The 21,105-nt window shown below is 73.0% G+C and carries 16 protein-coding genes; 7 read left to right on the forward strand and 9 right to left on the reverse strand.

Features of this window, described 5'->3' with window-relative positions; translation table 11 throughout:
- Positions 1-8 precede the first annotated feature (8 nt).
- The 5 genes from KSO97_RS06880 to KSO97_RS06900 form a co-directional block, all read right to left on the reverse strand.
- A complete protein-coding gene (locus tag KSO97_RS06880; protein ID WP_232677352.1) occupies positions 9-635 on the reverse strand; it encodes a TIGR03086 family metal-binding protein in 627 nt (208 codons plus the stop codon).
- The gene (locus KSO97_RS06885; protein ID WP_232677353.1) at positions 632-1,696 is read right to left on the reverse strand and encodes a sigma-70 family RNA polymerase sigma factor; all 1,065 of its coding nucleotides are present in this window, start codon (positions 1,694-1,696) and stop codon (positions 632-634) included. Before KSO97_RS06885 ends, KSO97_RS06880 begins: the two co-directional genes overlap by 4 nt.
- Positions 1,697-1,893: 197 nt before the next feature.
- On the reverse strand, positions 1,894-2,277 hold the full coding sequence (locus KSO97_RS06890) for a nuclear transport factor 2 family protein (protein WP_232677354.1): 384 nt from the start codon (positions 2,275-2,277) through the stop codon (positions 1,894-1,896).
- A gap of 169 nt (positions 2,278-2,446) precedes the next feature.
- Positions 2,447-4,081: a glycerol-3-phosphate dehydrogenase/oxidase gene (locus tag KSO97_RS06895; RefSeq protein WP_232677355.1), complete on the reverse strand. Its 1,635-nt coding sequence runs from the start codon at positions 4,079-4,081 to the stop codon at positions 2,447-2,449.
- Positions 4,078-4,656: a TetR/AcrR family transcriptional regulator gene (locus KSO97_RS06900; RefSeq protein ID WP_232677356.1), complete on the reverse strand. Its 579-nt coding sequence runs from the start codon at positions 4,654-4,656 to the stop codon at positions 4,078-4,080. The genes KSO97_RS06895 and KSO97_RS06900 overlap by 4 nt, the downstream gene beginning before the upstream one ends.
- Before the next feature lie 17 nt (positions 4,657-4,673).
- On the opposite strand from KSO97_RS06900, the gene KSO97_RS06905 reads away from it, so the two are divergent.
- From KSO97_RS06905 to KSO97_RS06915, 3 genes are all read left to right on the forward strand, one after another.
- Positions 4,674-6,284: an FAD-binding oxidoreductase gene (locus tag KSO97_RS06905; protein WP_232677358.1), complete on the forward strand. Its 1,611-nt coding sequence runs from the start codon at positions 4,674-4,676 to the stop codon at positions 6,282-6,284.
- Positions 6,281-7,186 carry a diacylglycerol kinase family protein gene (locus KSO97_RS06910; protein WP_232677359.1) on the forward strand — a complete coding sequence of 302 codons (906 nt, stop codon included), beginning with the start codon at positions 6,281-6,283 and terminating at the stop codon, positions 7,184-7,186. The genes KSO97_RS06905 and KSO97_RS06910 overlap by 4 nt, the downstream gene beginning before the upstream one ends.
- Before the next feature lie 274 nt (positions 7,187-7,460).
- The gene (locus tag KSO97_RS06915) at positions 7,461-8,441 is read left to right on the forward strand and encodes an SGNH hydrolase domain-containing protein (protein ID WP_232677360.1); all 981 of its coding nucleotides are present in this window, start codon (positions 7,461-7,463) and stop codon (positions 8,439-8,441) included.
- A gap of 111 nt (positions 8,442-8,552) precedes the next feature.
- Here the strand turns inward: KSO97_RS06915 and KSO97_RS06920 are convergent, their stop codons facing one another.
- On the reverse strand, positions 8,553-10,328 hold the full coding sequence (locus KSO97_RS06920) for a GNAT family N-acetyltransferase (protein WP_232677361.1): 1,776 nt from the start codon (positions 10,326-10,328) through the stop codon (positions 8,553-8,555).
- Between the two features lie 41 nt (positions 10,329-10,369).
- On the opposite strand from KSO97_RS06920, the gene KSO97_RS06925 reads away from it, so the two are divergent.
- Both KSO97_RS06925 and KSO97_RS06930 read left to right on the forward strand, forming a co-directional pair.
- Entirely contained in the window at positions 10,370-11,146 is a 777-nt protein-coding gene (locus KSO97_RS06925; RefSeq protein WP_232677362.1) for an alpha/beta fold hydrolase, read from the forward strand.
- Positions 11,147-11,256: 110 nt separating this feature from the next.
- A complete protein-coding gene (locus tag KSO97_RS06930) occupies positions 11,257-11,763 on the forward strand; it encodes a nuclear transport factor 2 family protein (RefSeq protein ID WP_232677363.1) in 507 nt (168 codons plus the stop codon).
- On the opposite strand, the gene KSO97_RS06935 is transcribed toward KSO97_RS06930, so the two are convergent.
- The 3 genes from KSO97_RS06935 to KSO97_RS06945 form a co-directional block, all read right to left on the reverse strand.
- A complete protein-coding gene (locus KSO97_RS06935; protein ID WP_232677364.1) occupies positions 11,760-12,257 on the reverse strand; it encodes a PGPGW domain-containing protein in 498 nt (165 codons plus the stop codon). The genes KSO97_RS06930 and KSO97_RS06935 overlap by 4 nt on opposite strands.
- Positions 12,258-12,351: 94 nt before the next feature.
- The gene (locus KSO97_RS06940; protein ID WP_232677365.1) at positions 12,352-12,933 is read right to left on the reverse strand and encodes a TetR/AcrR family transcriptional regulator; all 582 of its coding nucleotides are present in this window, start codon (positions 12,931-12,933) and stop codon (positions 12,352-12,354) included.
- Positions 12,930-15,977, reverse strand: coding sequence for an MMPL family transporter (locus KSO97_RS06945; RefSeq protein ID WP_232677366.1), 3,048 nt, complete (start codon positions 15,975-15,977; stop codon positions 12,930-12,932). The genes KSO97_RS06940 and KSO97_RS06945 overlap by 4 nt, the downstream gene beginning before the upstream one ends.
- 132 nt (positions 15,978-16,109) lie before the next feature.
- Between KSO97_RS06945 and recC the strand changes: the two genes are divergently transcribed.
- Entirely contained in the window at positions 16,110-19,586 is a 3,477-nt protein-coding gene (gene recC, locus KSO97_RS06950; RefSeq protein WP_232677367.1) for an exodeoxyribonuclease V subunit gamma, read from the forward strand.
- The coding region (locus KSO97_RS06955) for a UvrD-helicase domain-containing protein (protein ID WP_232677368.1) at positions 19,583-21,105 on the forward strand (1,523 nt) is incomplete at its 3' end. The genes recC and KSO97_RS06955, both read left to right, overlap by 4 nt.

Raw genomic sequence — 21,105 nt, forward strand, 5'->3', positions numbered from 1 at the left:
CGGGTCGTTCAACCGGCGACCCGCCCGCACCACGCCAGCAGTCGGACGTCGGGCAGGGCGTCGTCCGACGTCGGGCGGATGGCCGCGAAGAGCACCGGCCGATCGGAGGCGCCGATGAGGTGGTGCGCGGTCGGCAGCAAGCCCTGGGCCAACGACAGCGGGACGCGCGCACCGCTACCCGTGGCGCGCCCGACGTCCCAGCCGTGCACGGTGATCTCCAGCGCGGCCGCCAGGGCGATCACCTCGGTCGAGACGGCCGACGCCTGGCGAGCGCCGCTCGCGGACGACCCTCGGGCGGGCGCACCGACGACGGCGTGCGCTGCCGCGCGGGGAGAGCGCCACGCCGTCAGGAGATCGCAGGCCTTGACCCGCATCCCGTCGAGACGTGGTGCCACGTCGGTGCGAGCGGGCGGTCTCGCGGTGCCGGTATGCCCGCGGACGAAGCCGGAGGCACCCTCGGTGAACGCGTCGAGAGCGTCGTCCATGTGGGTCAGCAGGCGATCGAGGTCCCAGCCGGCGCAGGGCGTCGGACGCGCCAGGTCGTCGACGGTGACGGTCTGCAGCGACCCGCTCGCATAGGCGAGCGCCCCTTCGAGCAGCTCCAGCGCGTGCGCCCCGACCGGGGCGCCACTCACGCCGTCGCCTCGGCGAGGGTGGGCTCGTAGCCGGACGGCAGCCGGTCGGGAAGGCCGAACCGAGCGAAGTGACGCGGATCGGCGAAGGCCTCGACGTGCCGAACCCGCTCGCCGTCCAGAGAGACGACCTGGAGCTGGAACGGCACGAAGTGCCCCTCGGGCTGGCGCATGTAGAGGCCGTAGGCGGGCTGGCCGTTGGCCTCGGTGCGCAGCATCGGCATGTCGTGGATGCCGCCGGGGCAGCGCGTCGCGATGAGCTCGCCGATGTTCTCCGCGCCGCGGTACCAGCCGATGAAGGGCGGCATCTCCCAGATCGCGTCGGCGCGCAGCAGGCTCACGATGGTGTCGATGTCCTTACGCCAGAAGGCGTCGACGTAGCGGGTGAGCAACTCCTCTTGGGCGTGGGTGAGGTCGCTGACGACGGTGTCGGCGGTCAGGCTCTGCTGCTCCATCTGGGCGTGTGCGCGCTGCAGCGCGGAGTTCACGGCGGCCGTGGTGGTGTCGAGGGCCTCGGCGGTCTCGGCGGCCGTCCACCTCAGGACGTCACGCAGGATCAGCACGGCGCGCTGACGCGCCGGGAGGTGCTGCAGTGCGGCGACGAACGCGAGTCGGATCGTGTCGCGCTCGGCGACGACGACGGCGGCGTCCGGAACAGGCTCGAGCCAGGTGATCTCGTGGTTCTCCTCCAGCGCGTCGCCGGCCATCTGGTCGGGTGTGCCGAGCCCTGCCGGAAGGGGACGGCGCGGCTTGCCCTCCAGGTTGGTCAGGCAGACATTGGTGGCGATCCGGTAGAGCCAGGTGCGGACACTGCTGCGTCCCTCGAACGTCGCGCTCGCCTTCCACGCCCGCAGCAGGGTCTCCTGGACCAGGTCCTCGGCCTCGTGCACGGACCCGCTCATCCGGTAGCAGTGCGCGAGAAGCTCGCGTTGGTAGGTCGACGTCAGGGTGTCGAAGTCGGCGAGCTCGTTGCCGGTCTGTCCGCCCGTCGTCCCGCCCGTCGGGTTCGCCGCGATCTCATTCGTCGTCACCTGTGTGCGCTCCCCATCGATGGTGATCGTCATGCCCCGCTCCCAGCCTCGTCCAGTGTGCAGGCTGGTGATGACTCCGGTCGACGCCCGAACTCATCGCTGCACCCACAATCCGGGCGAAACTCCCGCTGTCGGGGCGGTTGTGGCCCCGTGAACGGGAGTTCCACCCGGTCGTGGCGGAGGAACACCGGGTAGCCGGTGTTCCTCCCCCGCAGACGAGGCCCACCGGATCACCGCGACAGCTCTGCCCCCATCGCGGCGATGACCGACTCGAGACCGCGAAGCGGTCGGATCATCACGGTGAACGAGGTGAGCCGGCCATCGGTTCCCCACCGCAGCATGTCGACGCCGTGCACGGTGCGGCCGTCCACCTCGGCCTCGAACTCCAGCACTGCCGAGTTGTCGGAGACCCACTGCTCGACGTAGCGCAACGTGCTGCCGAGGACGACGACGGCGGCGCTCAGGTAGGCGGTGGTCAGCGCCTTTCCCTCCTGCGGGGCGTGCACCGCTGGCGAGCGGAACACACACTCCTCGGCGAGGAGGTCGTCGAGGAGCGCGGTGTCGCGGGTCTCGACGAGTCGGTGCCAGGTCTGCACGGTGTCGATGGCGGTCATGGACGTCAGTCAATCGGCTCCGGGGTTTGGCCGGTAGGGCCGCCGTTCGCGCCGCCGATGACCCGTCGTCGGCACCTGGACCGATGAAACCGGACCTTGGCCGACGAAACTTCGCAGGCCGACGTCCGGATTCATCGGCCGGCCGAGAAAACCGGACAGTCGGCCGACCTCAGCCCGTCGCGACGCCGACGGCGGCCAGCGCGCGCTCGGCCATCGGGACGGCGAGAGCGCGGTCGGCGGGAACGAGGCCGACGCGGGTGCGGCGGGCGAGCAGGTCGTCGACGTCGGCCGCTCCCTCGTGGGTGACGCCGAAGAGCAGCTCGGCCAGAGTGATCGGCACGTGCGGTGCCACCGGAGTGAGCAGATCGCCCGCGGCGATCCCGGCCGCGGCCGCGATCGAGCGCGCCGAGGCGAGCACCAGGCCCGCGTCGGTGCCGTACCGCCGCACCAGTCGCGCTGGCAGCTCCAGGGCGGCGAGTTCGGCCCGCGGGGCGGCGCCCAGCAGCGGGAGCGAGGTCGTGCGGCAGGGCGTGGCGGCGAGTCCCGACCATGCCAAGGCGGCGTCGACGGCGTCCTGTGCCATCTGCCGGTAGGTGGTCAACTTGCCGCCGACGACGGTGACGACGCCCTCGGGCGAGGTCAGCACGGCATGCTTGCGCGAGAGGTCCGCGGTCGCTCCCGCGTGCGCCCCGTCGGCACCCCCCGCGGCGCTGGTGTCCAGGAGCGGCCGCAGGCCGGCGTAGGCACCGACGACGTCGGACCGGTGCAGCGGTCGCTCGAACGCCGCGGCGACGACGTCGAGCAGGAACCCGATCTCGGCCTCCGACGGCGTCGGCACGTCGGGGATCTCGCCCTCGACCGGCTCGTCGGTGAGGCCGACGTAGAGGGTGCCGTCCGGCTGCGGCAGCACCATCACGTAGCGGTTGGTCGAGCCGGGCACGGGTGCGAACACGGCGGAGGTCAGACCGGGCAGCGTCTCGGCGCGCAGCACCAGGTGGGTGCCGCGGCTCGGGCGCAGCGAGATGCCGTCGACCAGGCCGGCGGCCCACACGCCGCCGGCGTTGACGACGACCCGGGCGCGCACTATGTGCGTCGCGCCGGTCAGCTCGTCTCGCAGGGTGACCGACGGGCCGCCCGTCGCGGAGCCGTCCCGCGCGGTGCCGTCGATGGCCACGACCCGGGCGCGGGTGCGCACGTGCGCACCGTGCTCGGCAGCGGTGCGGCCGATCGTGACGACGAGCCTCGCGTCGTCCTCGAGCTGACCGTCCCAGGAGAGCAGGCCACCGCGCAGGCCCGCCGCGCGCAGGCACGGCGCATAGGCGCGCAACTCGGTCGCCGAGAGACGGCGCGGCCCGGGCAGGGTGTCCGACGACGTGCGCGCGCCACGGCGCAGGAGGTCGCCGGCCCGCAACCCGAGCCTGGTGAGGGCACGCTGGAAGGGCTTGGTGGAGGTCGTGAAGGGCACGACGTACGGCATCGCGTGGGTGAGGTGCGGCGCGGTGATCTCCATCAGGATGCCGCGCTCGACGGCGCTCTCCATCGCCACGCCGACCTGGCCGTTGGCGAGATAGCGCAGGCCGCCGTGCACCAGCTTCGATGACCAGCGCGAGGTGCCGAAGGCCAGGTCGTGGGCGTCGACGGCGAGCACGGAGAGGCCGCGCGTGGCTGCGTCGAGGGCGACGCCGGCACCGGTGACGCCGAGCCCCACGACGAGGACGTCGACCTCGCTCGGCGCGCCGGCCAGACCGGGAGTGATCCGCTGCGCGGTCTGGGTCGTCCGCGTCGTGGAGGAGCGGTGCGTCACGGCTGCAGCATCCGTTCGAGGATCAGGGTGAGCTCGGCGTCGAGGTCGTCCTCGCTGACGTCGTCGCCGATCATCGTGTGCGCCGACAGCACGAATCCGTGGGCGGCGAGCACGGCGGCGCGGGCGATCAGCACCGGCGACCCTGCCCGGATCTCACCGGTGCGCTGGCCCTCGGCTATCGCTGCGGTGAGCAGTCCGAGGATGAGGTCCTGCGAGCGACCGCGTCGCTCCAGCAGATAGGGAAGGATCAGCTCGGCGTCGAGTTGGATGATCCGCACGAAGAGGTGGTTGCCGCGCAGGGTGCGCGCCGCCGCGACCATCGACTCCACCAGCGGCCGGTCGGTCACGGCGGCCTGCACGATGCCGGTCCACTCCCGCGTCATGAGGTCGGCCAGGAGTGAGGCCATGTCGGGCCATGCGCGATAGATGGTCATGCGCGAGACTCCGGATCGACGGGCGACCTCGGTGAGGGTCGTGCGGCGCCAGCCGACCTCGAGGATGCAGCCGCGTGCGGCGTCGAGGTACGCGTCGCGCGGGCTCGTCGTCTCCGAGCGGTTGTGACGAAGTGACGTCATGTGTCACACTGTAACACATGACGACCACCGGCCTCCCGTTCGAGCAGACCGAGATGCACCCCCAGCGTTGGGGCTCGCCCGACCGCGCCACGACGCTCCCCGAGCAGGCCCGTGGCCTGGTCGACTTCGCCTTCGGGCTCCGGTCGACTCCGGCCGATGTCGAGGTGGCGCTGCCGCCGCTCGCCGTGGACGCCGCTCACGTGCAGGCCCTCGCCGACCTGCTCGGTGCCGAGCACGTGCTCACCGACGACGCCGACCGCCGCCAGCGCACCCGCGGCAAGTCGACCCCCGACCTGCTCCGTGCTCGCACCGGTGACCTCAGCGACGCCCCCGACGTCGTCGTCCGCCCGGCCGACCACGAGCAGGTCGCCGCGGTGCTCGACTACGCCGTGCGGCATCATCTCGCCGTCGTGCCGTTCGGCGGCGGCACCTGCGTCACCGGGGGCCTCGCCGCGCGACGCGACGGATTCGCCGGCCTGATCTCTCTCGACCTCGTGCGGATGAAGCGGCTGCTCGCGGTCGACCACACCTCGATGACGGCGGTGCTCGAGCCCGGTCTCCGCGGCCCCGAGGCCGAGGCACTCCTCGCCGCCGAGGGCCTCACGCTCGGCCACTATCCGCAGTCGTTCGAGTTCGCCACCATCGGAGGATTCGCCGCCACCCGCTCCAGCGGGCAGAGCAGCGCCGGCTACGGCCGCTTCGACGCCCTCGTCGTCGCGCTCCGCGTCGCCACGCCGCGCGGTGAGATGCGCCTGGGTTCCTCTCCCGCCAATGCGGCCGGCCCCGACCTGCGCCAGCTGATTCTCGGCTCCGAGGGCGCCTTCGGTGTGATCACCGAGGTCACGGTGCGCGTGCGCCGCCTGCCGGCCCAGAAGGTCTACGAGGGCTGGCGCTGGGCCAGCTTCGAGGCGGGCGCCGACGCCATGCGCACTCTCGCCCAGGCCGGTCTGCTGCCCACCGTGCTCCGCCTCTCCGATGAGAACGAGACCGCGATCAACCTGGCCAAGCCCGACCAGATCGGCGACAGCCCCGAGGCGACCGACGAGTCCGCGGGCGGCTGCCTGATGATCGTCGGCTACGAGGGCGAGCCGGACGCCGTCCAGGCGAAGCAGCAGGCCGTCACCGCAGTTCTGACCGGGCTCGGCGGGGAGGCACTGGGTACCGCGCCGGGTGAGTCGTGGGCGCACGGTCGCTTCGACGCCCCGTACCTGCGCGACTCCCTGCTCGACGTCGGCGTGCTCGTCGAGACGATGGAGACGGCGACGTTCTGGAGCAACCGCCAGGCGCTCTACGACGGCGTGCGCACCGCCCTGGTCGACTCCCTGGGCGAGGGTGCGCTGGTGCTCTGCCACATCTCGCACGTCTACGAGACCGGCTGCTCGCTCTACTTCACGGTGGCAGCGAAGGCGGGCGACGACCCGCTGCCGCAGTGGATGGCTGCCAAGTCCGCGGCCTCCGACGCGATGATGGCTGCGGGTGCCACCATCACCCACCACCACGCCGTCGGCACCGACCACCGGCCCTGGCTGACCAGCGAGATCGGAGATCTCGGCGCCTCGGTCCTTCGCGCCGTCAAGGCCGACCTCGACCCCACCGGCATCCTCAACCCGGGAGTGCTGATCCCGTGACCCGCACCTTCACCTTCCTGGTCAACCCCGCCTCCGGCGGCGGCGCCGCACCTGAGGCCGTCGTGCCCGTCGCACGGGCGCTGCGCGATGCCGGCGCGCAGGTCGACGTCACCTACTCGCCCGGGCCCCAGGCCATGGCCGCGCTCGTCGACGCCGCGGTCGCACGTGGCGACGTGGTGGTCTCCGTCGGTGGCGACGGCATGCTCTCCTCCCTCGCCGGAGCCGTCTCCCGTGCCGGCGGCACGTTGGCCGTCCTCCCGGCCGGCCGCGGCAACGACTTCGCCCGCATGCTCGGCCTCCCCGAGGAGCCCGAGGCCCTGGCGCGGCTGCTGCTCGACGCCGCACCGACGTCGGTCGACCTGCTCTCCTGGACGACGTCGGCCGGCGAGCGTCGCGTCGCGGGTTCGGTGTACTGCGGCGTCGACGCCCGCGCCGCGGAGCTCGTCGACCGTGCCCACTGGCTCCCGCGCAAGCTCCAGTACCCCTACGCCGCAGTCCGCTCCCTGGCCACCTACCGTCCCGCGCGGTTCCGAGTCGACGTCGACGGCCGGGTCAGCGAGCACCTCGCGTCGAACGTCGTGATCGCGAACTCGGCGTACTACGGCAAGGGCATGAAGATCGCCCCCGACGCCGTGGTGGACGACGGTCTCCTCGACGTCGTCATCATCGAGGCGGCCTCGCGACTGGCGCTGGTGCGCTCGTTGCCCAAGGTCTACGACGGCTCCCACGTGGCGCTGCCCCAGGTCACCCTGCTGCGCGGACGTCGGGTCTCGGTCGCCGCCTCGGTGCGCGGCGGGGTACCCGCAGGCGGTGACGGCGAGCCGCTCGGCGTCCTGCCCGGCCTCGACGCCGAGCCCGCCGTCGCCGAGGTGCTGCCGGGCGCGCTCATGATCCTGCGCTGAGACTGGCGGGCCGGCGAGCCGGCCTCGCCGTTCAGGTGCGGGTGGGTGGCGGGCGGTGACCTGCTGAGGATTCGCGCGGCTCTGGCGCGGTGGGACGGTGACCTGCTGAGGGTCGGTACGTGCCGATTCCTCAGCGGCTCACCGCCGTGGGCCTCAGGACCTCCGCCACTCACCGCTCCCCGCGACCGGAGGACGGGCGACGGACGGCGCACGACGCCCGAAATTCGGCCTTCGTCTGCGGGCGTCCTGGGGCCCATGTGACCATGGGGGCACCATGACGACGCTGACTTCCCCCTCGCTCTCGGGCCGCCTTCCCCGTTCGCTCGCGGCTCTTCTCGCGGTGCTGATAACCGCGACCATGCTCCTGTTCACCGCCACCGCGGCGGACGCCGTCCAGCCGAGCCGCGACTACCCGCGGATCCCCAAGAAGTGCGCCTCGTCGCAGGAGAAGATCCCGCAGAAGCCGGTGGTCTGCCACCTCAACCCGTATAAGGCCGGTCGTCCGACCGTCGTCATGTGGGGCGACTCCCACGCCTGGATGTTCATCCCCGCCGTGCAGAAGGCAGCCGGGGGCAAGGTCAACCTGGTGGCCTCGATGATGGGCGGCTGCCCCGCGATGGACAACCAGGTACGCGCCAGCGACAGCACGCCGGCCTGCTTCCAGTCCAACCGGATGGGTATCGAGTACGTCCGCAGCCTCGTCGACGACAACCAGATCGTCCGCGTGATCATCGGAGGCAGCTGGCAGCGCTACCGCCAGGCCGTGAAGACCCGGGCCGGCGACTACGCCGAGACCATGGGCCGCGCCATGGTGAGCGGCGCGCCGCGGCTCGCGCGGACGCTCTCGGCGATGGATGTGCCGGTCAAGGTGATCGGCCAGGTCGCGACGGTGCCCGAGAAGCGCGCCGCGTGCCGCGCCGGCGAGAAGCCCTATGCGTGCAACGTGCCCAAGAGCAAGGCCCTCGCCGACGCCGCGGGAACGAAGTCGTGGGTCACCAAGCTCTTCAAGCCGGCCAAGCCCGGCAAGCTGATCGACGTCAACGGCCTCTACTGCAAGGGCTCGGTCTGCAAGGGCAAGGTCGGCAAGACCTTCACCTGGTGGGACGACCTGCACCTGAGCGCCACGACCTCCAAGCGCGCGTCCCGCTTCTTCAAGCCGATCATCACCGAGGCCCTCGCGGCCGCGACGCCGACCAACCCCGGCGGTGGGGGCGGCGGTGGCGGTGGCTGCACGCTGCTGATCTTCTGCCGCTGACCTGGGCCGGAACGAGGTCCGGTCACGGCGGTGGCGGTCGCCGTCTGTCCGGGCGGGCGGTGAGCGGCTGAGGTTTCCGCGCGCTGGCAGCGCGTGGCCGCGGGGCTCGGATCACAGGTCGCGTTTGAGGCCCACGTGGGTGTCGCGATAGCCGAGCCGGGCGTAGAAGCTCCGGGCGCGGCCCCGGGCGGCGTCGGTGGAGAGCTGGGCCAGGCGGGCGCCGCGGGCGCGGCCGTGGCCGTGTGCCCACTCCAGCATCGCCGAGCCCAGGCCGGTGCCGCGCACGTCGACGGCGATCCGCACGCCCTCGATCTGCAGCCGGGTCGCGCCGCCGCGTGAGAGTCCTGGCAGCACGGTGAGCTGCATGGTTCCGACGATCCGGTCGGACTCGTCACGCACGACGGCGAGGTAGTGCGCGCTGTCGCGGGCGACGGCGTCGAACGCCGCTTCGTAGGGGCCCGCGTCGGCGATCTCGCGAGTCGCGCCGATCTCGTCGTCGGCCAGCAGCGCCGCGATGTCGGCGATGTCGGCGCGTGCGGCGCGCTGGACACGGAAGACCCGCTCGCCCAGCCGCAGCCGACCCCCGGCGGAGGCACGCGCCTCGGCGCGCAGGCGCGCAGTGAGTGCGTCAAGCCAGCGGCCCACGTGCCGGCGCGCCTCGGTGGTGTCGGGGTAGCGGCAGCGCAGGTGCAGTCCGGACTCGTCGAGCACGAACCAGAGCATCACGCCGTCGGTGCGGATCGCCGCGCCGACGTACTGCGCCTCCAGCCCCACCGAGTCGACCCGCACCGGCAGGCGCCGCAGGTCGAGCCAGGAGATCGCGAACATGCCGGGTGCGGCCGGCATCCCGCCCCAGGGTGCGAGCACGTCCTCCAGGGGCCAGGACCCGAGTCGGATGGCCTCCTTGACGGCGGCCGCGCTGGCTCGCGGATCGGGGTCGGCCGATTCGAGGACGGCGTTGGTGATGAACCAGCCCACCGCGTCGTGCCAGGCCGCGTCGTAGCGGCTGTGCACCGGGAACACCGCTCTCAACGGGGTTCCGGCGAGGTCCTGGGTGACCGCCGTCATCGCCGCGACGACGAGCGCGAGCGTCGAGACGCCCTGGTCGCGGGCCTCCGCGGCGAACGCCGCGCTGTCGTCGACGTCGAGCACGTCGCGCACCTCGACCCGCTCGCGGTGCGGTGTCGCGACGTCGCCCAGCGGCAGCGGAAACCGCGGCATGACGTCTCCGGACGCTCCCAGCACCTCCGCCCATCGGTCGCGGACGTCGTCCGGCGCGCGCGGCCGCTCGCGCAACGACGCGGTGTGGTCGGCGAAGGGTGGGGCGGGAGCGAGCGCGGGCGTTCCACCGGCGCGCACGGTGGCCAGGGCGGCGAGCAGATCGCGTGTGATCACCAGCATCGACCACATGTCGACGTGGGCGTGGTCGGCGGCGATCACCACGCAGCCGCCGGTCGCGGTCTCCAGCAGGCAGAGTCGGTGCGAGGGTCGGGCGTACGGCGTGCAGGTGTCGTCGAGGACGGCGCGCAGCGCGTCGTTCACCGCTTGCCCGGGCGCGACCGGGTGCTCCATCCACCCGCCCTCGTCGACGGTGACCTCGTGCAGGCGTGGCCCGTCCTCCTCCGATGAGCCGGGCAGGAACGCCGTGCGCAGGGTGCCGTGCCGTGCGATGACCGCGAGCCAGGCCGCCGCCAGGTCGTCGGGGTCCACCGGCTCGGTGAGTCGGAAGGACAGCGCCATCCACGAGCCCGCCCGGTCTCCAGCGCCGACGTGACGGCCCTGGTCGAAGGAGACCGGCAGCCGGCGTCCGGGCGGTCCGACGGTGACGTCGTATCCCAGCAGCCGACCGAAGGGGAGCCGAAGATGCGCCACGTTGGTCAGCCGCATGTCGGTACCCTAGGGCCCGATTCACCCTCCCAGGAGCCGATGTGACGACCTTCTCCGTTCCCGGGGCCGAGCTCGACGTGGAGCTGAGCGACGAAGGGGGCCACCCCGTCGTCCAGCTCCACGGCCTCACCTCCAGCCGCTACCGCGACCGGCTGCTCGACCTCGATCTCGGTCGGGGTCTGAGCGGCACCCGGCTGCTGCGCTACGACGCACGCGGCCACGGTCGATCCACCGGGCGCGCCGTGCCGGAGGACTTCCGCTGGACGACGCTGGCCGACGACCTGTTGCGACTGCTGGACCACTGGTTCCCCGGCGAACGCGTGCACGGCGTCGGTCCGTCGATGGGCACGGGCACCCTGCTGCACGCCGCGGTGCGCGACCCGGAGCGCTTCAGCAGCCTCACGCTGCTGGTGCCGCCGACGGCGTGGTCGACGCGCGTCGGCAAGGCCGACGACTACCGCCGCGCTGCCGACGTCGTCGAGCAGGTCGGCATGGCGGCCTTCGTCGAGGCCGGACGAACGGTGGCGCGGCCCCCCGCCACCGTGGGCGTCCCCGAGACGGTGCCCGACGTCGTCGAGCACCTGCTGCCCTCCCTCCTGCGCGGTGCCGCGCTGAGCGACCTCCCCGCCCCCGAGCTCGTCGCACGCATCGACGTCCCGGTGACCGTGCTCGCGTGGAGCGAGGACCCCGCGCACCCGGTCTCGACCGCCGAGGCGCTGGTCGGCCTGCTGCCGCACGCGAGGCTCGAGGTCGCCGCCGCGCCGTCGGACGTCGCACGGTGGCCCGGCATCTTGATGGACGACGTCTCGCGTCACTGATCGAGCGGCCCGGTGGTCGAGCGGCCCGGTGGTCGAGCGGCCCGGTGGTCGAGCTTGTCGAGACCCTCGGCACGCTCGATGCCCGCGCCCGATGATGCTTGGATGGCGCGGTGACGACCGACCAGCCACGATTCAGCGCCGCCGAGATCACCGAGGCCTACGCCGCGATGCACCAGCGCGTGCAGCGCCACCAGGAGACCGGCGACTGGGACGACTTCTGTCTCAACTTCACCGAGGACGCGACCTACATCGAGCACGCGTTCGGCACCTTCACCGGACGCGATCAGATCCGCGAGTGGTCGGTGAAGACGATGACCTCGTTCCCCGGGTCGGTGATGACCGGCTTCCCCATGGCCTGGCAGGTCGTGGACGAGTCGACGTCGCGACTGATCTGCGAGGTGCGCAACCTGATGCCCGATCCGGGCGACGGGACGATGCTCGAGCAGTCGAACATGACGATCATGACGTACGCGGGCGACGGTCTCTTCTCCTGCGAGGAGGACATCTACAACCCGATGCGCTTCATGCGGATGTCGGTCAAGTGGGCTCGGATCGCCCAGCAGCACGGCAACCTCAGCGACGAGGGCCAGGCCTACCTCGCACAGTTCGCGGGCTAGAGCTCGCGGTACTCCCGGTCGGCCTCGTCGACCTCCGCGTCGAGCGCGGCCCTCGCCTCCGGTTTGCCGTAGAACCGGCGGAACGAGTACACGATCAGCGCGAGGGCGATCGCGGCCGACACGAGCTGGGTGACGGCGGTCGCTGCGCCGCCGGGCAGCCACAGGGCCTCGGGCAGCGGCCACCAGTCCGGCTCGTCCGGCTCGGCCAGCCACAGCGCGCCGGCCGCGACGAGGAGGACGACACCACTCAGCGACATCACGATGCGCGGCACGGTCTCCACGCTCTCGGCCGCGCCGCGCAGGGCGCGGTACTTGATCGGGTCGAGGCGCTTCTCGGCCCACTCGTACTGCTGGCTCAAGATCGCCAGCGCACCGAAGATCATCAGCAGACCGGGCCCGGGGAGCACGAGCGCCGCGATGCCGGCGACCAGCAGCACCCAGCCGATCGTCTCCAGCGCCAGTCGGCGGGCCGCGCCCATCATGGCCACGAGCATGCCAAACGGGTCAACCACTCCAGGGTGAGCGGCGGCTCGCCGGGCGCCGGCGGCCGCGCATGGTGAGCGGCGAGCCGCGGGTGGTCGGGCACCGTCAGGGTGTCGACTCGATCGCCGCCGTCACCAGCCGGACGACGTCCTCGGCGTCGATGGCGTGCAGGGTCGGCAGGGTGGCGAGGAGGTCGCGCCGGATGAGGGCGAGGCCGTGCACGGTCGACCAGCACGCCATGTTGAGCTTCTCGGCCGGGACGCCGGCACCCCACCCGCGCTCGCGCTGAGCGGTGCGCACGATGTCGAGGGTGTAGTCCCACATCGCGAGCCTGGCCGTCACCAGCTGGTCGTCCTCCGGGTGGAGCAGCTCCGCTCGCGACATCACGTCGAAGGTGGTCGGCTCGGCGTCGGCATAGCGCAGATAGGCCACGCCCATCGCGGCCACCGGGTCCTGTCCCGACGCTCGGGCCGCCTCGACGTCGTCGCGGGTGCGCGCGAGCATCCGCTCGAACCCGTCGGCCGCCAGCGCGGTGAAGAGGCCGGCGCGGTCGGCGAAGTGGTGTGCGCTGGCCTGGTGCGAGACGCCGCAGCGCCGCGCGATCGCACGCAGACTGGCCTTGGCCAACCCGTTCTCGCCGATCTCCTCGACGGCGGCACGCAGCAGCCCGGTGCGGACCTCGCTCACGACGTCGCCCCAGCACCGAGCACGCCGCGATCGCCGGGCTCGACCGCCAGCGGGGCGGCACGCCGTCGGCGCGGCCACCACAGGTGGCGACCCAGCAGCGTGGCCAGAGCCGGCACGACCAGCGTGCGCACGACGAAGGTGTCGATGAGCAGCCCCATCCCGATGGTGAAGCCGACCTGCACGAGCGTCGTCACGCTGGCTGCCATCAGGGCGAACATGCTGGCCGCGAAGATCACCCCGGCCGCGGTGATCACGCCACCGGTGGCGGCGGTCGCACGCGCGATGCCGACGGGCTCGCCGTCCGGTGCCTCCTCCTGCATCCGCTTGGCGAGCAGCATGTTGTAGTCGGCCCCGACCGCCACCAGGATCACCAGGGTCAGCGAGGGCACCGACCACTCCAGCGGCTTGTCGAGCACGATCTGCCACACCAGGACGGCGAGTCCGATGGCCGAGGCGTAACTGAGCGCGACAGTGCCGAGCAGCACCGAGGCCGCCACGAGCGACCGCAGCAGCACCAGCAGCACGAGGAAGACCGTGATCAGCGCGACGATCAGGATCAACCGGAAGTCGTCGCGGTCGAGCGAGGCGAGGTCGGCGTTGGCCGCGGCCATGCCGGTCACGTGCACCTCGGCGTCCTCGAGCCCGGTGCCGCGCAGCGCGGTCGCGATCGACTCCCGTACCCGCGTCGTCCGTTCGGAGGCCTGGGGGCCGAAGGCATCGGTGTCGCCGAGGACGACGATGCGCGCGGTCCGGCCGTCGTCGGAGAGGAACTGGCTGCTGGCGACGGCGAAGCGCTGGTCGCCCAGTGCCACCGGCGGGAGGTAGAACCCGCCCATCTCCGGTGTCCCGGCCCGGTCGGCGGTCTCGGTGAGGAACGCCGACGCCTCGCCGAGGCCGCCTTGCAGCTCGGTGACGGAGTCGGCCAGACGGGCGGTGCCGTCGGCGACCTGGCCGGTGCCGTCGCGCAGTCGGGCCGAGCCGTCGGCGAGGTCGCCGAGCTTGTCGGTGAAGGTGCGCTGACCCCGCGCCAGTCGGTCGACGCCATCGCGCGCGTCGGCCAGGCCCGCGTCGAGCCGGGCCAGCCCGGTCCCGAGGTCGGCGGTGCCGTCGGCCAGTGCCCGTGCGCCGTCGGCAGCCTCCTGGAGACCGGGGATCAGCTCGTCGCGCTGGCCGCGGTAGACCTGCCGGACGCCGTCGCGAGCGCGGGCGCACACCGGGTCCAGGGTGCAGGCGAGGCTGCTGCGCAGCGCGCGGTCGATGCGGGCCAGGCCGTCGACGGCGATGCGGGTCTGGTCGACGGCGGTCTGCAGGCCGGTGGCCAGAAGAGCGGCCCCGTCACGCAGGTCGGCGCTGCCGGTGCTGGCGCGGTCGGCGCCGTCGGCGAGCCGGACGACGCCCGCGCGCAGCTCCTCGATCCCCCGCAGCAGGCGGCCGGCGCCGTCGACGGCCTGGTCGGCACCGGAGGCGAGCTCGCCCGCGCCGTCGTCCAGCTGCGCGGATCCGTCGGCGAGCTCCCGCGCACCGCGGGTGCCGTCGTCCAGCTGCTGCTCGGCGTCGCCGAGCCGCTGCCCGACCTGACCGGCCTGGTAGGCCACCTGTGCCTGCGGGATGGGCTCGCCGAGGGGGCGGGTGGTGCCGCGCACCAGACCGACACCGGGCACCCGCGACGCCGCGGCGCCGGCCTGCTCGAGAGCGGCGAGGTCCTCGGCGTTGCGCAGGTCGCGGTCGGCGTGCACGAGCACGTAGTCGGGCAGCACCTCGTTCACCGGGTAGTGCGCGTCGAGCAGGGCGTAGCCCCGGTTGCTCTCGGTGTCGCTCGGCTGCACCTGGCGCTCGTCGAAGCTGGGCTCCATCGCGGGGAAGAACGCCGCGAGCAGCAGCAGGGGGATCAGCGCGGCGGCGGCGAAGCGCCCGGGCCGGGCCACGACGGCGTCGGCGACGCGCGCCCAGCCGGTCGCGGCGCTGGGGTTGCGGGGTCGCGGCTCGCACAGACCGCGCGAGCCGAGCAGCGCCAGGAGCGCCGGCAGCAAGGTGATCGAGACCAGCAGGGTGACCGCGACGCTCGCCGCGATCGCCGGCCCCGTCGTCCGGTAGACGCCGAGCTGGGCGATCACCAGCACCGCGTTGGCCAGCATCACGGTGAGCGCCGAACCGACGATCACCGCCGAGACGCGGCTCGCGGCGTACCGCGCAGCGGCGGGCGCCGGCACGCCGTCGCGGCGCTGCTCGTGATAGCGACTGACGACGAAGATCGCGTAGTCGGTCGCGGCGCCGAGCACGATCGCGGTGAGGAACGATCCGGTGAAGGTGGAGACGTCGAAGACGCCGGTCAGGCCGAGCAGGCTCGTGGTGGCGCGCGCGACCACCAGCGAGATCCCGACGCTGCCGAGGATGAGCGCCGCCGTCGACCAGCGACGGTAGATGAGCATCAGGATCGCGAAGATCATCGCGACGGTGATCAGCGTGATCGGCAGGATGCTCGCCTCGGCCTCGACGGCCATGTCGCTGATGGTGGCGCTCGGGCCGGTGACCAGCACGGTCAGGCCCGCGGGCGCGCCGTCGCGGACGAGGTGGCGCACGGCCTCGATCTGCTGGATCGCCGACGGGGCGCCGGTCTCGCCCGGGATGCCGATCTGGAAGTAGAGCGCCTCGCCGTCCTCGCTGCTCAATGCCCGGGTGACCGCCACGCTGCGGATGTCCTGCACGAACGTGACGTCGTCGGGGTCGGCGCGCAGCTGGGGAACGAGTCGGCGCAGGTAGCGCTTGTCGTCGGCGGTGAGGCCGCCGGTGCGCTCGGCCACGACGACGAGGAAGCTGTTGCTGCGCCCGCTGCCGAACGCGGAATCCATCAGGTCGGTCGCGACGGCGGACGGTGCGTCGAGCGGCACGACCGGCGTGGAGTCCTTCGCGACGACCTCCTCCAGTTGCGGCACGGCCGTGTTGAGCACGCCGGTCACCAGCAGCCAGGCCGCGAGCACCCACCCCGCGCGGCGGACGACGAGCGTGGCGAGGCCGGTGAGCAGACGGCCCGGGCGATGTTCCATGAGCGGGACCGTAGGGACACCTCCTTGCCACTGGCAAGGAGGTGTGAGCGGAGCCACGCCGAGCCGCGACGTACTGCCCGAGCGGGCGATCTCCCCACCCGCTGTCGGACAGGATCTCTACGCTCAGCCTCGATGCCCCTGCACCTCCATCACGCCCCGAGCACGCTGCCGCTCGCCGACGCGCTCGGCGAGCTGCTGGCCGAGCCCCTGCCCGACCCGTTCGCGGAGGAGCTCGTCGTGGTGCCGGCCCGGGGGATCGAGCGGTGGCTCACCCAGCGGCTCGCCCACCGGCTCGGCATCGGCCAGGCGGGTCGGGCGGACGGCGTGTGCGCCGGCGTCCGGTTCATCACGCCGTGGTCGTTGGTCTCGGTGCTGATCGACCGCGACCGTGACGACCCGTGGAGCCCCGACCGCTTGACCTGGCCGCTGCTCGGGGTGATCGACGAGGTCGTGGGTGAACCGTGGTGTGCCGCGCTGGCCCGCCATCTCGGGCACGGGCTGGACGATGCCGAGGCCGAGCTGCGGCGGGGCCGCCGCTATGCCGTGGCCCACCGCCTGGCCGGGCTCTACGCCGCCTATGCAGTGCAGCGCCCCGACGTCCTGACGGCGTGGCGCGCCGGCGACGACACCGACGGCGCCGGCCGCGACCTCCCGCCCGACCAGGTGTGGGAGGCCGAACTCTGGCGCCGTCTGCTCGCCGCCGTCGGCGTCGAGCCACCGGACGCGCGTCTTGACCGGGTGGTCGCCGCGCTGGAGGGTCGCGAGCGGGACGACCTCGACCTGCCCGACCGGCTCAGCCTCTTCGGCCACACCCGGATGTCGGTGAGCGAGGTGCGGTTGCTCGGCGCACTCGCACGGCACCGCGACGTCCATCTCTGGCTGCCCCAGCCGTCGGCCGCGTTGTGGCAGCGACTGACGGGCGTGCGCGCCGCGGGCGTCGTGCCACGTGCCGACGACGAGTCGAGCACGCTGGTGCGCCATCCCCTGCTGGCCTCGCTCGGCCGCGACGCCCGCGAGCTGCCGCGCGTGGTCGCGCCCCTCCTCGCGGCACCCGACGCGGTGGAGTACGAGGTCGCCGATCCGGCACCGCTCCCGGGCACCCTGCTCGGGTGGCTGCAGACGGACCTGCGTGAGGACGCCGTCCCCGACGTCGCGCGGCGTGAGGCGCGCACGCTGAGCCCGACCGACCGTTCGGTGCAGGTGCACGCATGCCACGGCCCGGCCCGCCAGGTCGAGGTGCTGCGCGACGTCCTGGTGGGGTTGCTCGACGACGACTCGACGCTCGAACCCCGCGACATCGTGGTGATGTGCCCCGACGTCGAGACCTACGCGCCGCTCATCTCCGCCGCTTTCGGTCTCGGGGAGGGGGAGGCTCCCTCGGACGGTGACCCGGCGCACCCGGCGCACGGTCTGCGGGTCCGGCTGGCCGACCGCGCGCTGACCAGCACCAACGCGCTGCTGGCCCTGGCCGCGAGCCTCGTCGAGCTCGCACTGGGTCGCGCGACGGCCTCCGACGTGCTCGACCTCGCCGCGACACCGCTCGTCCGCGCGCGTTTCGGCTTCAGCGACGACGACCTCGAGCGCATCGGGCGATGGGTGGCCCAGGCCGGCGCCCGATGGGGTTTCGACGCCGAGCGTCGCGCCCGCTTCGGCATGCAGGGCTTCGAGCACAACACCTGGCGGGCCGGCATCGACCGGGTCCTGGTCGGAGTCGTGATGAGCGGTGACGAACACGCCCGGCTCGGCCGCGGCCTCCCCCTCGACGACGTCGCCAGCTCCGACATCGACCTCGCCGGGAGGTTGGGCGAGTTCGTCGACCGGCTGCACTCCTGCGTGCGGGCGCTCGATCCCGGCGACCCCGACCCCAGGGGTGATCTCCGGGGCGATCTCGCGCACTCGCTCGCCGGCGCCACGGTCCGCGACTGGACGGCGGCCCTCGCGCTCGGCGTCCGCTCGCTCACCCTGCTCGAGGACGACGACTCCTGGCAGCTGCCGCAGTTCGAGCGCGAGCTCGCGAGGGTCGCCCACGAAGGTCTCGACGGGAGTGTCGGTACCGGCGGCGACCGCGGTTCCGGCAGCGCGCGGCTGCGCCTGGCCGACGTCCGTGCGCTGCTGCGCTCGCGCCTGGCCGGCCGCCCGACCCGGTCCAACTTCCGCACGGGAACGCTGACGGTGGCCACGCTGGTACCGATGCGCTCGGTGCCGCATCGGGTGGTCTGCCTGCTCGGCCTCGACGACGGCGTCTTCCCCCGCAACCCCACCCCGGACGGTGACGACGTGCTGGCGCGCCGTCCGCTCACCGGCGAACGCGACCGCCGGAGCGAGGACCGGCAGCTCCTCCTCGACGCCGTGCTCGCGGCCGGCGAGACGCTGGTCGTCACCTACTCCGGCGCCGACGAGCACACCGGGCGCGAGCGCCCGCCCGCCGTCCCGTTGGGGGAGTTGATCGATGCGCTCGACCTCACCGCGACGGGTCGGGAGCATGGCCCGGTGCGGGCGCAGGTCGTCGTGCGGCATCCGTTGCAGGCCCACGACGTCCGCGCGCTGAGCCCGCACGGTCTGGTCGCGGCCGACCCGCGACCCTTCACCTACGATGCCGGCGCGTTGGCCGGCGCCCGCGCCCTGCTGCGGGAGCGCACCGCACCGCCGATGCTCCTGCCCGAGGAGCTGCCGGCCGCGCACCCGCGCGGGGCCACGGGAACCGTCCAGCTCGAGCAGCTGCGCGACTTCCTCGTGCACCCGGTCAGGGAGTTCGTGCGCCAGCGACTCGACGTCGGGGTTCCGTTGCGGTTCGAGGAGGTCGGCGACGCCATCGCGATCGAGCTCGACGCCCTGGAGAAGTGGCAGGTCGGCGACCGGCTGCTCCGGGCACTCCTGGAGGGCGAATCGCCTGATGCGGTGATGACCGCCGAGCTGTTGAGCGGGGCGTTGCCGCCCGGGCAACTGGGTGGGCGCCATCTGCACGAGGTGGTGGCGGAGGCTCAGAAACTGTTCGCCGGAACGGCCGAGCTGCGGGCGGGCACGCAGCGGTCGATCGACGTCGACGTCGATCTCGGCGACGGACGCCGCGTGGTCGGCACGGTCTCGGGCATCTTCGGCACCAGGATCGTCTCGCTCGGCTACTCCCGGCTCGGCCCCAAGCAGCGCCTCGGCTCGTGGGTCGACCTCCTCGCCGCCAGCGCCGGCCACACCGACGAGATGTTCACCGCGCACGCCGTCGGCAAGGAGCGGGCCGGGCCCAAGCGAGCGCTCGCCGGGCCGCTGGACCATCGCGCGGTCGACTGGCTGCGTGACCTGGTGGATCTGCGCGAGGAGGGTCTGCGCCGTCCGCTGCCGCTGCCGGTGAAGACCGCGTCGGCCTGGGCCGAGGCGCAGCGGCGTCAGATGATGGGCGACGACGTCTCCCCGCGTCAGCTCGCCGGCCGAGCGTGGGTCACCGATCCGCACAACACCTACGGCATCGAGGGCGAGGATGCCGACGCCTATCACCGCCTCGTCTTCGGCGACGGCGCGCCGCTGGAGCTCTTGGTCGACGCCGGGTTGGAGACGCTCGCCGAACGGGTGTGGGCTCCGCTGCTCGACGGTGCGGAGAAGGTGGGGCCGCTGTGACCCCGTTCTCGATCGCCGATCCGTTGCCCGAAGCCGGCACGACCACCCTGCTGGAGGCCAGTGCCGGCACCGGCAAGACCTGGACCATCGGCGCGCTCGTCACCCGCTACGTCGCCGAGGGTGTGGTCGAGCTCGGCGAGATGCTGGTGGTGACGTTCGGGCGCGCCGCCAGCCAGGAACTGCGCGAGCGGGTGCGCGCCCAGCTGGTCGAGGCCGAGCGCGCGCTGGCCGCGGTCGACGAGCCCGACCACCCCGACCACGGCCGGGGGGCCGGCGCGAGCGAGCTGCTCGCCCTGCTGCTGGACGCCGAACCGGCCGAGCGAGCAGCGCGACGTCGTCGTGTGCGTGACGCCCTGGCCGACTTCGACGCCGCGACGATCGCCACCACTCACCAGTTCTGCTCGCTCGTGCTCGACTCGCTCGGGGTCGCCGGCGACAGCGACGGTCAGGCGACGCTGGTCGAGAACCTCGACGATCTGGTCGCCGAGGTCGTCGACGACCTCTACCTGCGCGCCTTCGCCTTCGCCGAGTCGCCGCCGTCGTTCACCCGCGCCGAGGCCGGCCAGATCGCGCGCGCCGTCGTCGCCGATCCTCAGGCACATCTCGAGCCCGCCGACGAGCCTCGCGACACCCCGGCCGGACGGAAGGTGTCGTTCGCGCGCGCGGTCCGGGCCGAGCTGGAGGCACGCAAGCGCCGGCTCGGACTGCTCTCCTACGACGACCTGCTCAGCCAGCTCGCCGACGCCCTGGGCCCGGACGACTCGCTCGCACGCGAGCGGATGCGGGCCCGCTGGCAACTGGTGCTCGTCGACGAGTTCCAAGACACCGACCCGGTGCAGTGGCAGGTGCTGGACCGCGCGTTCTCCGGCCACGCGACGATGGTGCTCATCGGCGACCCGAAGCAGGCGATCTACGCCTTCCGCGGGGGAGACGTCGTGACGTACCTGCAGGCCGCCGCCACGGCCCGTCGCCACCAGACCCTCGCCACGAACTGGCGCAGCGACGCCCCGCTGGTCGGCGCGGTGTCGCGGCTCCTCGTCGGCGCCGAGCTCGGCGACGAGCGGATCGTGGTCCAGCCCGTCGAGGCCCATCACCAGGAATCGAGATTGTCGGGCGCTCCGCAGTCGGCACCGCTGCGGCTGCGCATGGTCAGTCGGGAGACCTTCGGGCGCGGTGCCGGCAGCACGATCGCCGTCGGTGACGCCCGACCGCACATCGCCACCGACCTCGCGCACGACGTCCACAACCTGCTGGCCTCGGGCGCGGCCTTCGACGGGAAGGTGTTGCAACCCAGCGACGTCGCGGTGATCTGCTACCGCCACGCCGACCTGGCGGCGAGTCAGGCCGCGCTGCACGCCGTCGGGGTGCCCGCGGTGATCGCCGGCGGTGGCAGCGTCTTCGCCACCCCCGCGGCCGACGACTGGCTGCGGCTCCTGGAGGGACTCGAGCAGCCCCATCGCAGCCCACGGGTGCGGGCGGCCGCGCTGTCGCCCTTCCTCGGGTTCACCGCCCTCGCGAT

Origin of the sequence: Nocardioides sp. R-C-SC26, assembly GCF_021246465.1 — a bacterium.
GTDB lineage: Bacteria > Actinomycetota > Actinomycetes > Propionibacteriales > Nocardioidaceae > Nocardioides.

Excerpts from the sequence above, each read along its gene's own strand:
- KSO97_RS06885 (WP_232677353.1), bottom strand. The coding sequence starts at position 1,696 with ATGACGATCACCATCGATGGGGAGCGCACACAGGTGACGACGAATGAG.
- KSO97_RS06890 (WP_232677354.1), bottom strand. The coding sequence starts at position 2,277 with ATGACCGCCATCGACACCGTGCAGACCTGGCACCGACTCGTCGAGACC.
- KSO97_RS06900 (WP_232677356.1), bottom strand. The coding sequence starts at position 4,656 with ATGACGTCACTTCGTCACAACCGCTCGGAGACGACGAGCCCGCGCGAC.
- KSO97_RS06905 (WP_232677358.1), top strand. The coding sequence starts at position 4,674 with ATGACGACCACCGGCCTCCCGTTCGAGCAGACCGAGATGCACCCCCAG.
- KSO97_RS06915 (WP_232677360.1), top strand. The coding sequence starts at position 7,461 with ATGACGACGCTGACTTCCCCCTCGCTCTCGGGCCGCCTTCCCCGTTCG.
- KSO97_RS06920 (WP_232677361.1), bottom strand. The coding sequence starts at position 10,328 with ATGCGGCTGACCAACGTGGCGCATCTTCGGCTCCCCTTCGGTCGGCTG.
- KSO97_RS06935 (WP_232677364.1), bottom strand. The coding sequence starts at position 12,257 with ATGCTCGTGGCCATGATGGGCGCGGCCCGCCGACTGGCGCTGGAGACG.
- KSO97_RS06945 (WP_232677366.1), bottom strand. The coding sequence starts at position 15,977 with ATGGAACATCGCCCGGGCCGTCTGCTCACCGGCCTCGCCACGCTCGTC.
- recC (WP_232677367.1), top strand. The coding sequence starts at position 16,110 with ATGCCCCTGCACCTCCATCACGCCCCGAGCACGCTGCCGCTCGCCGAC.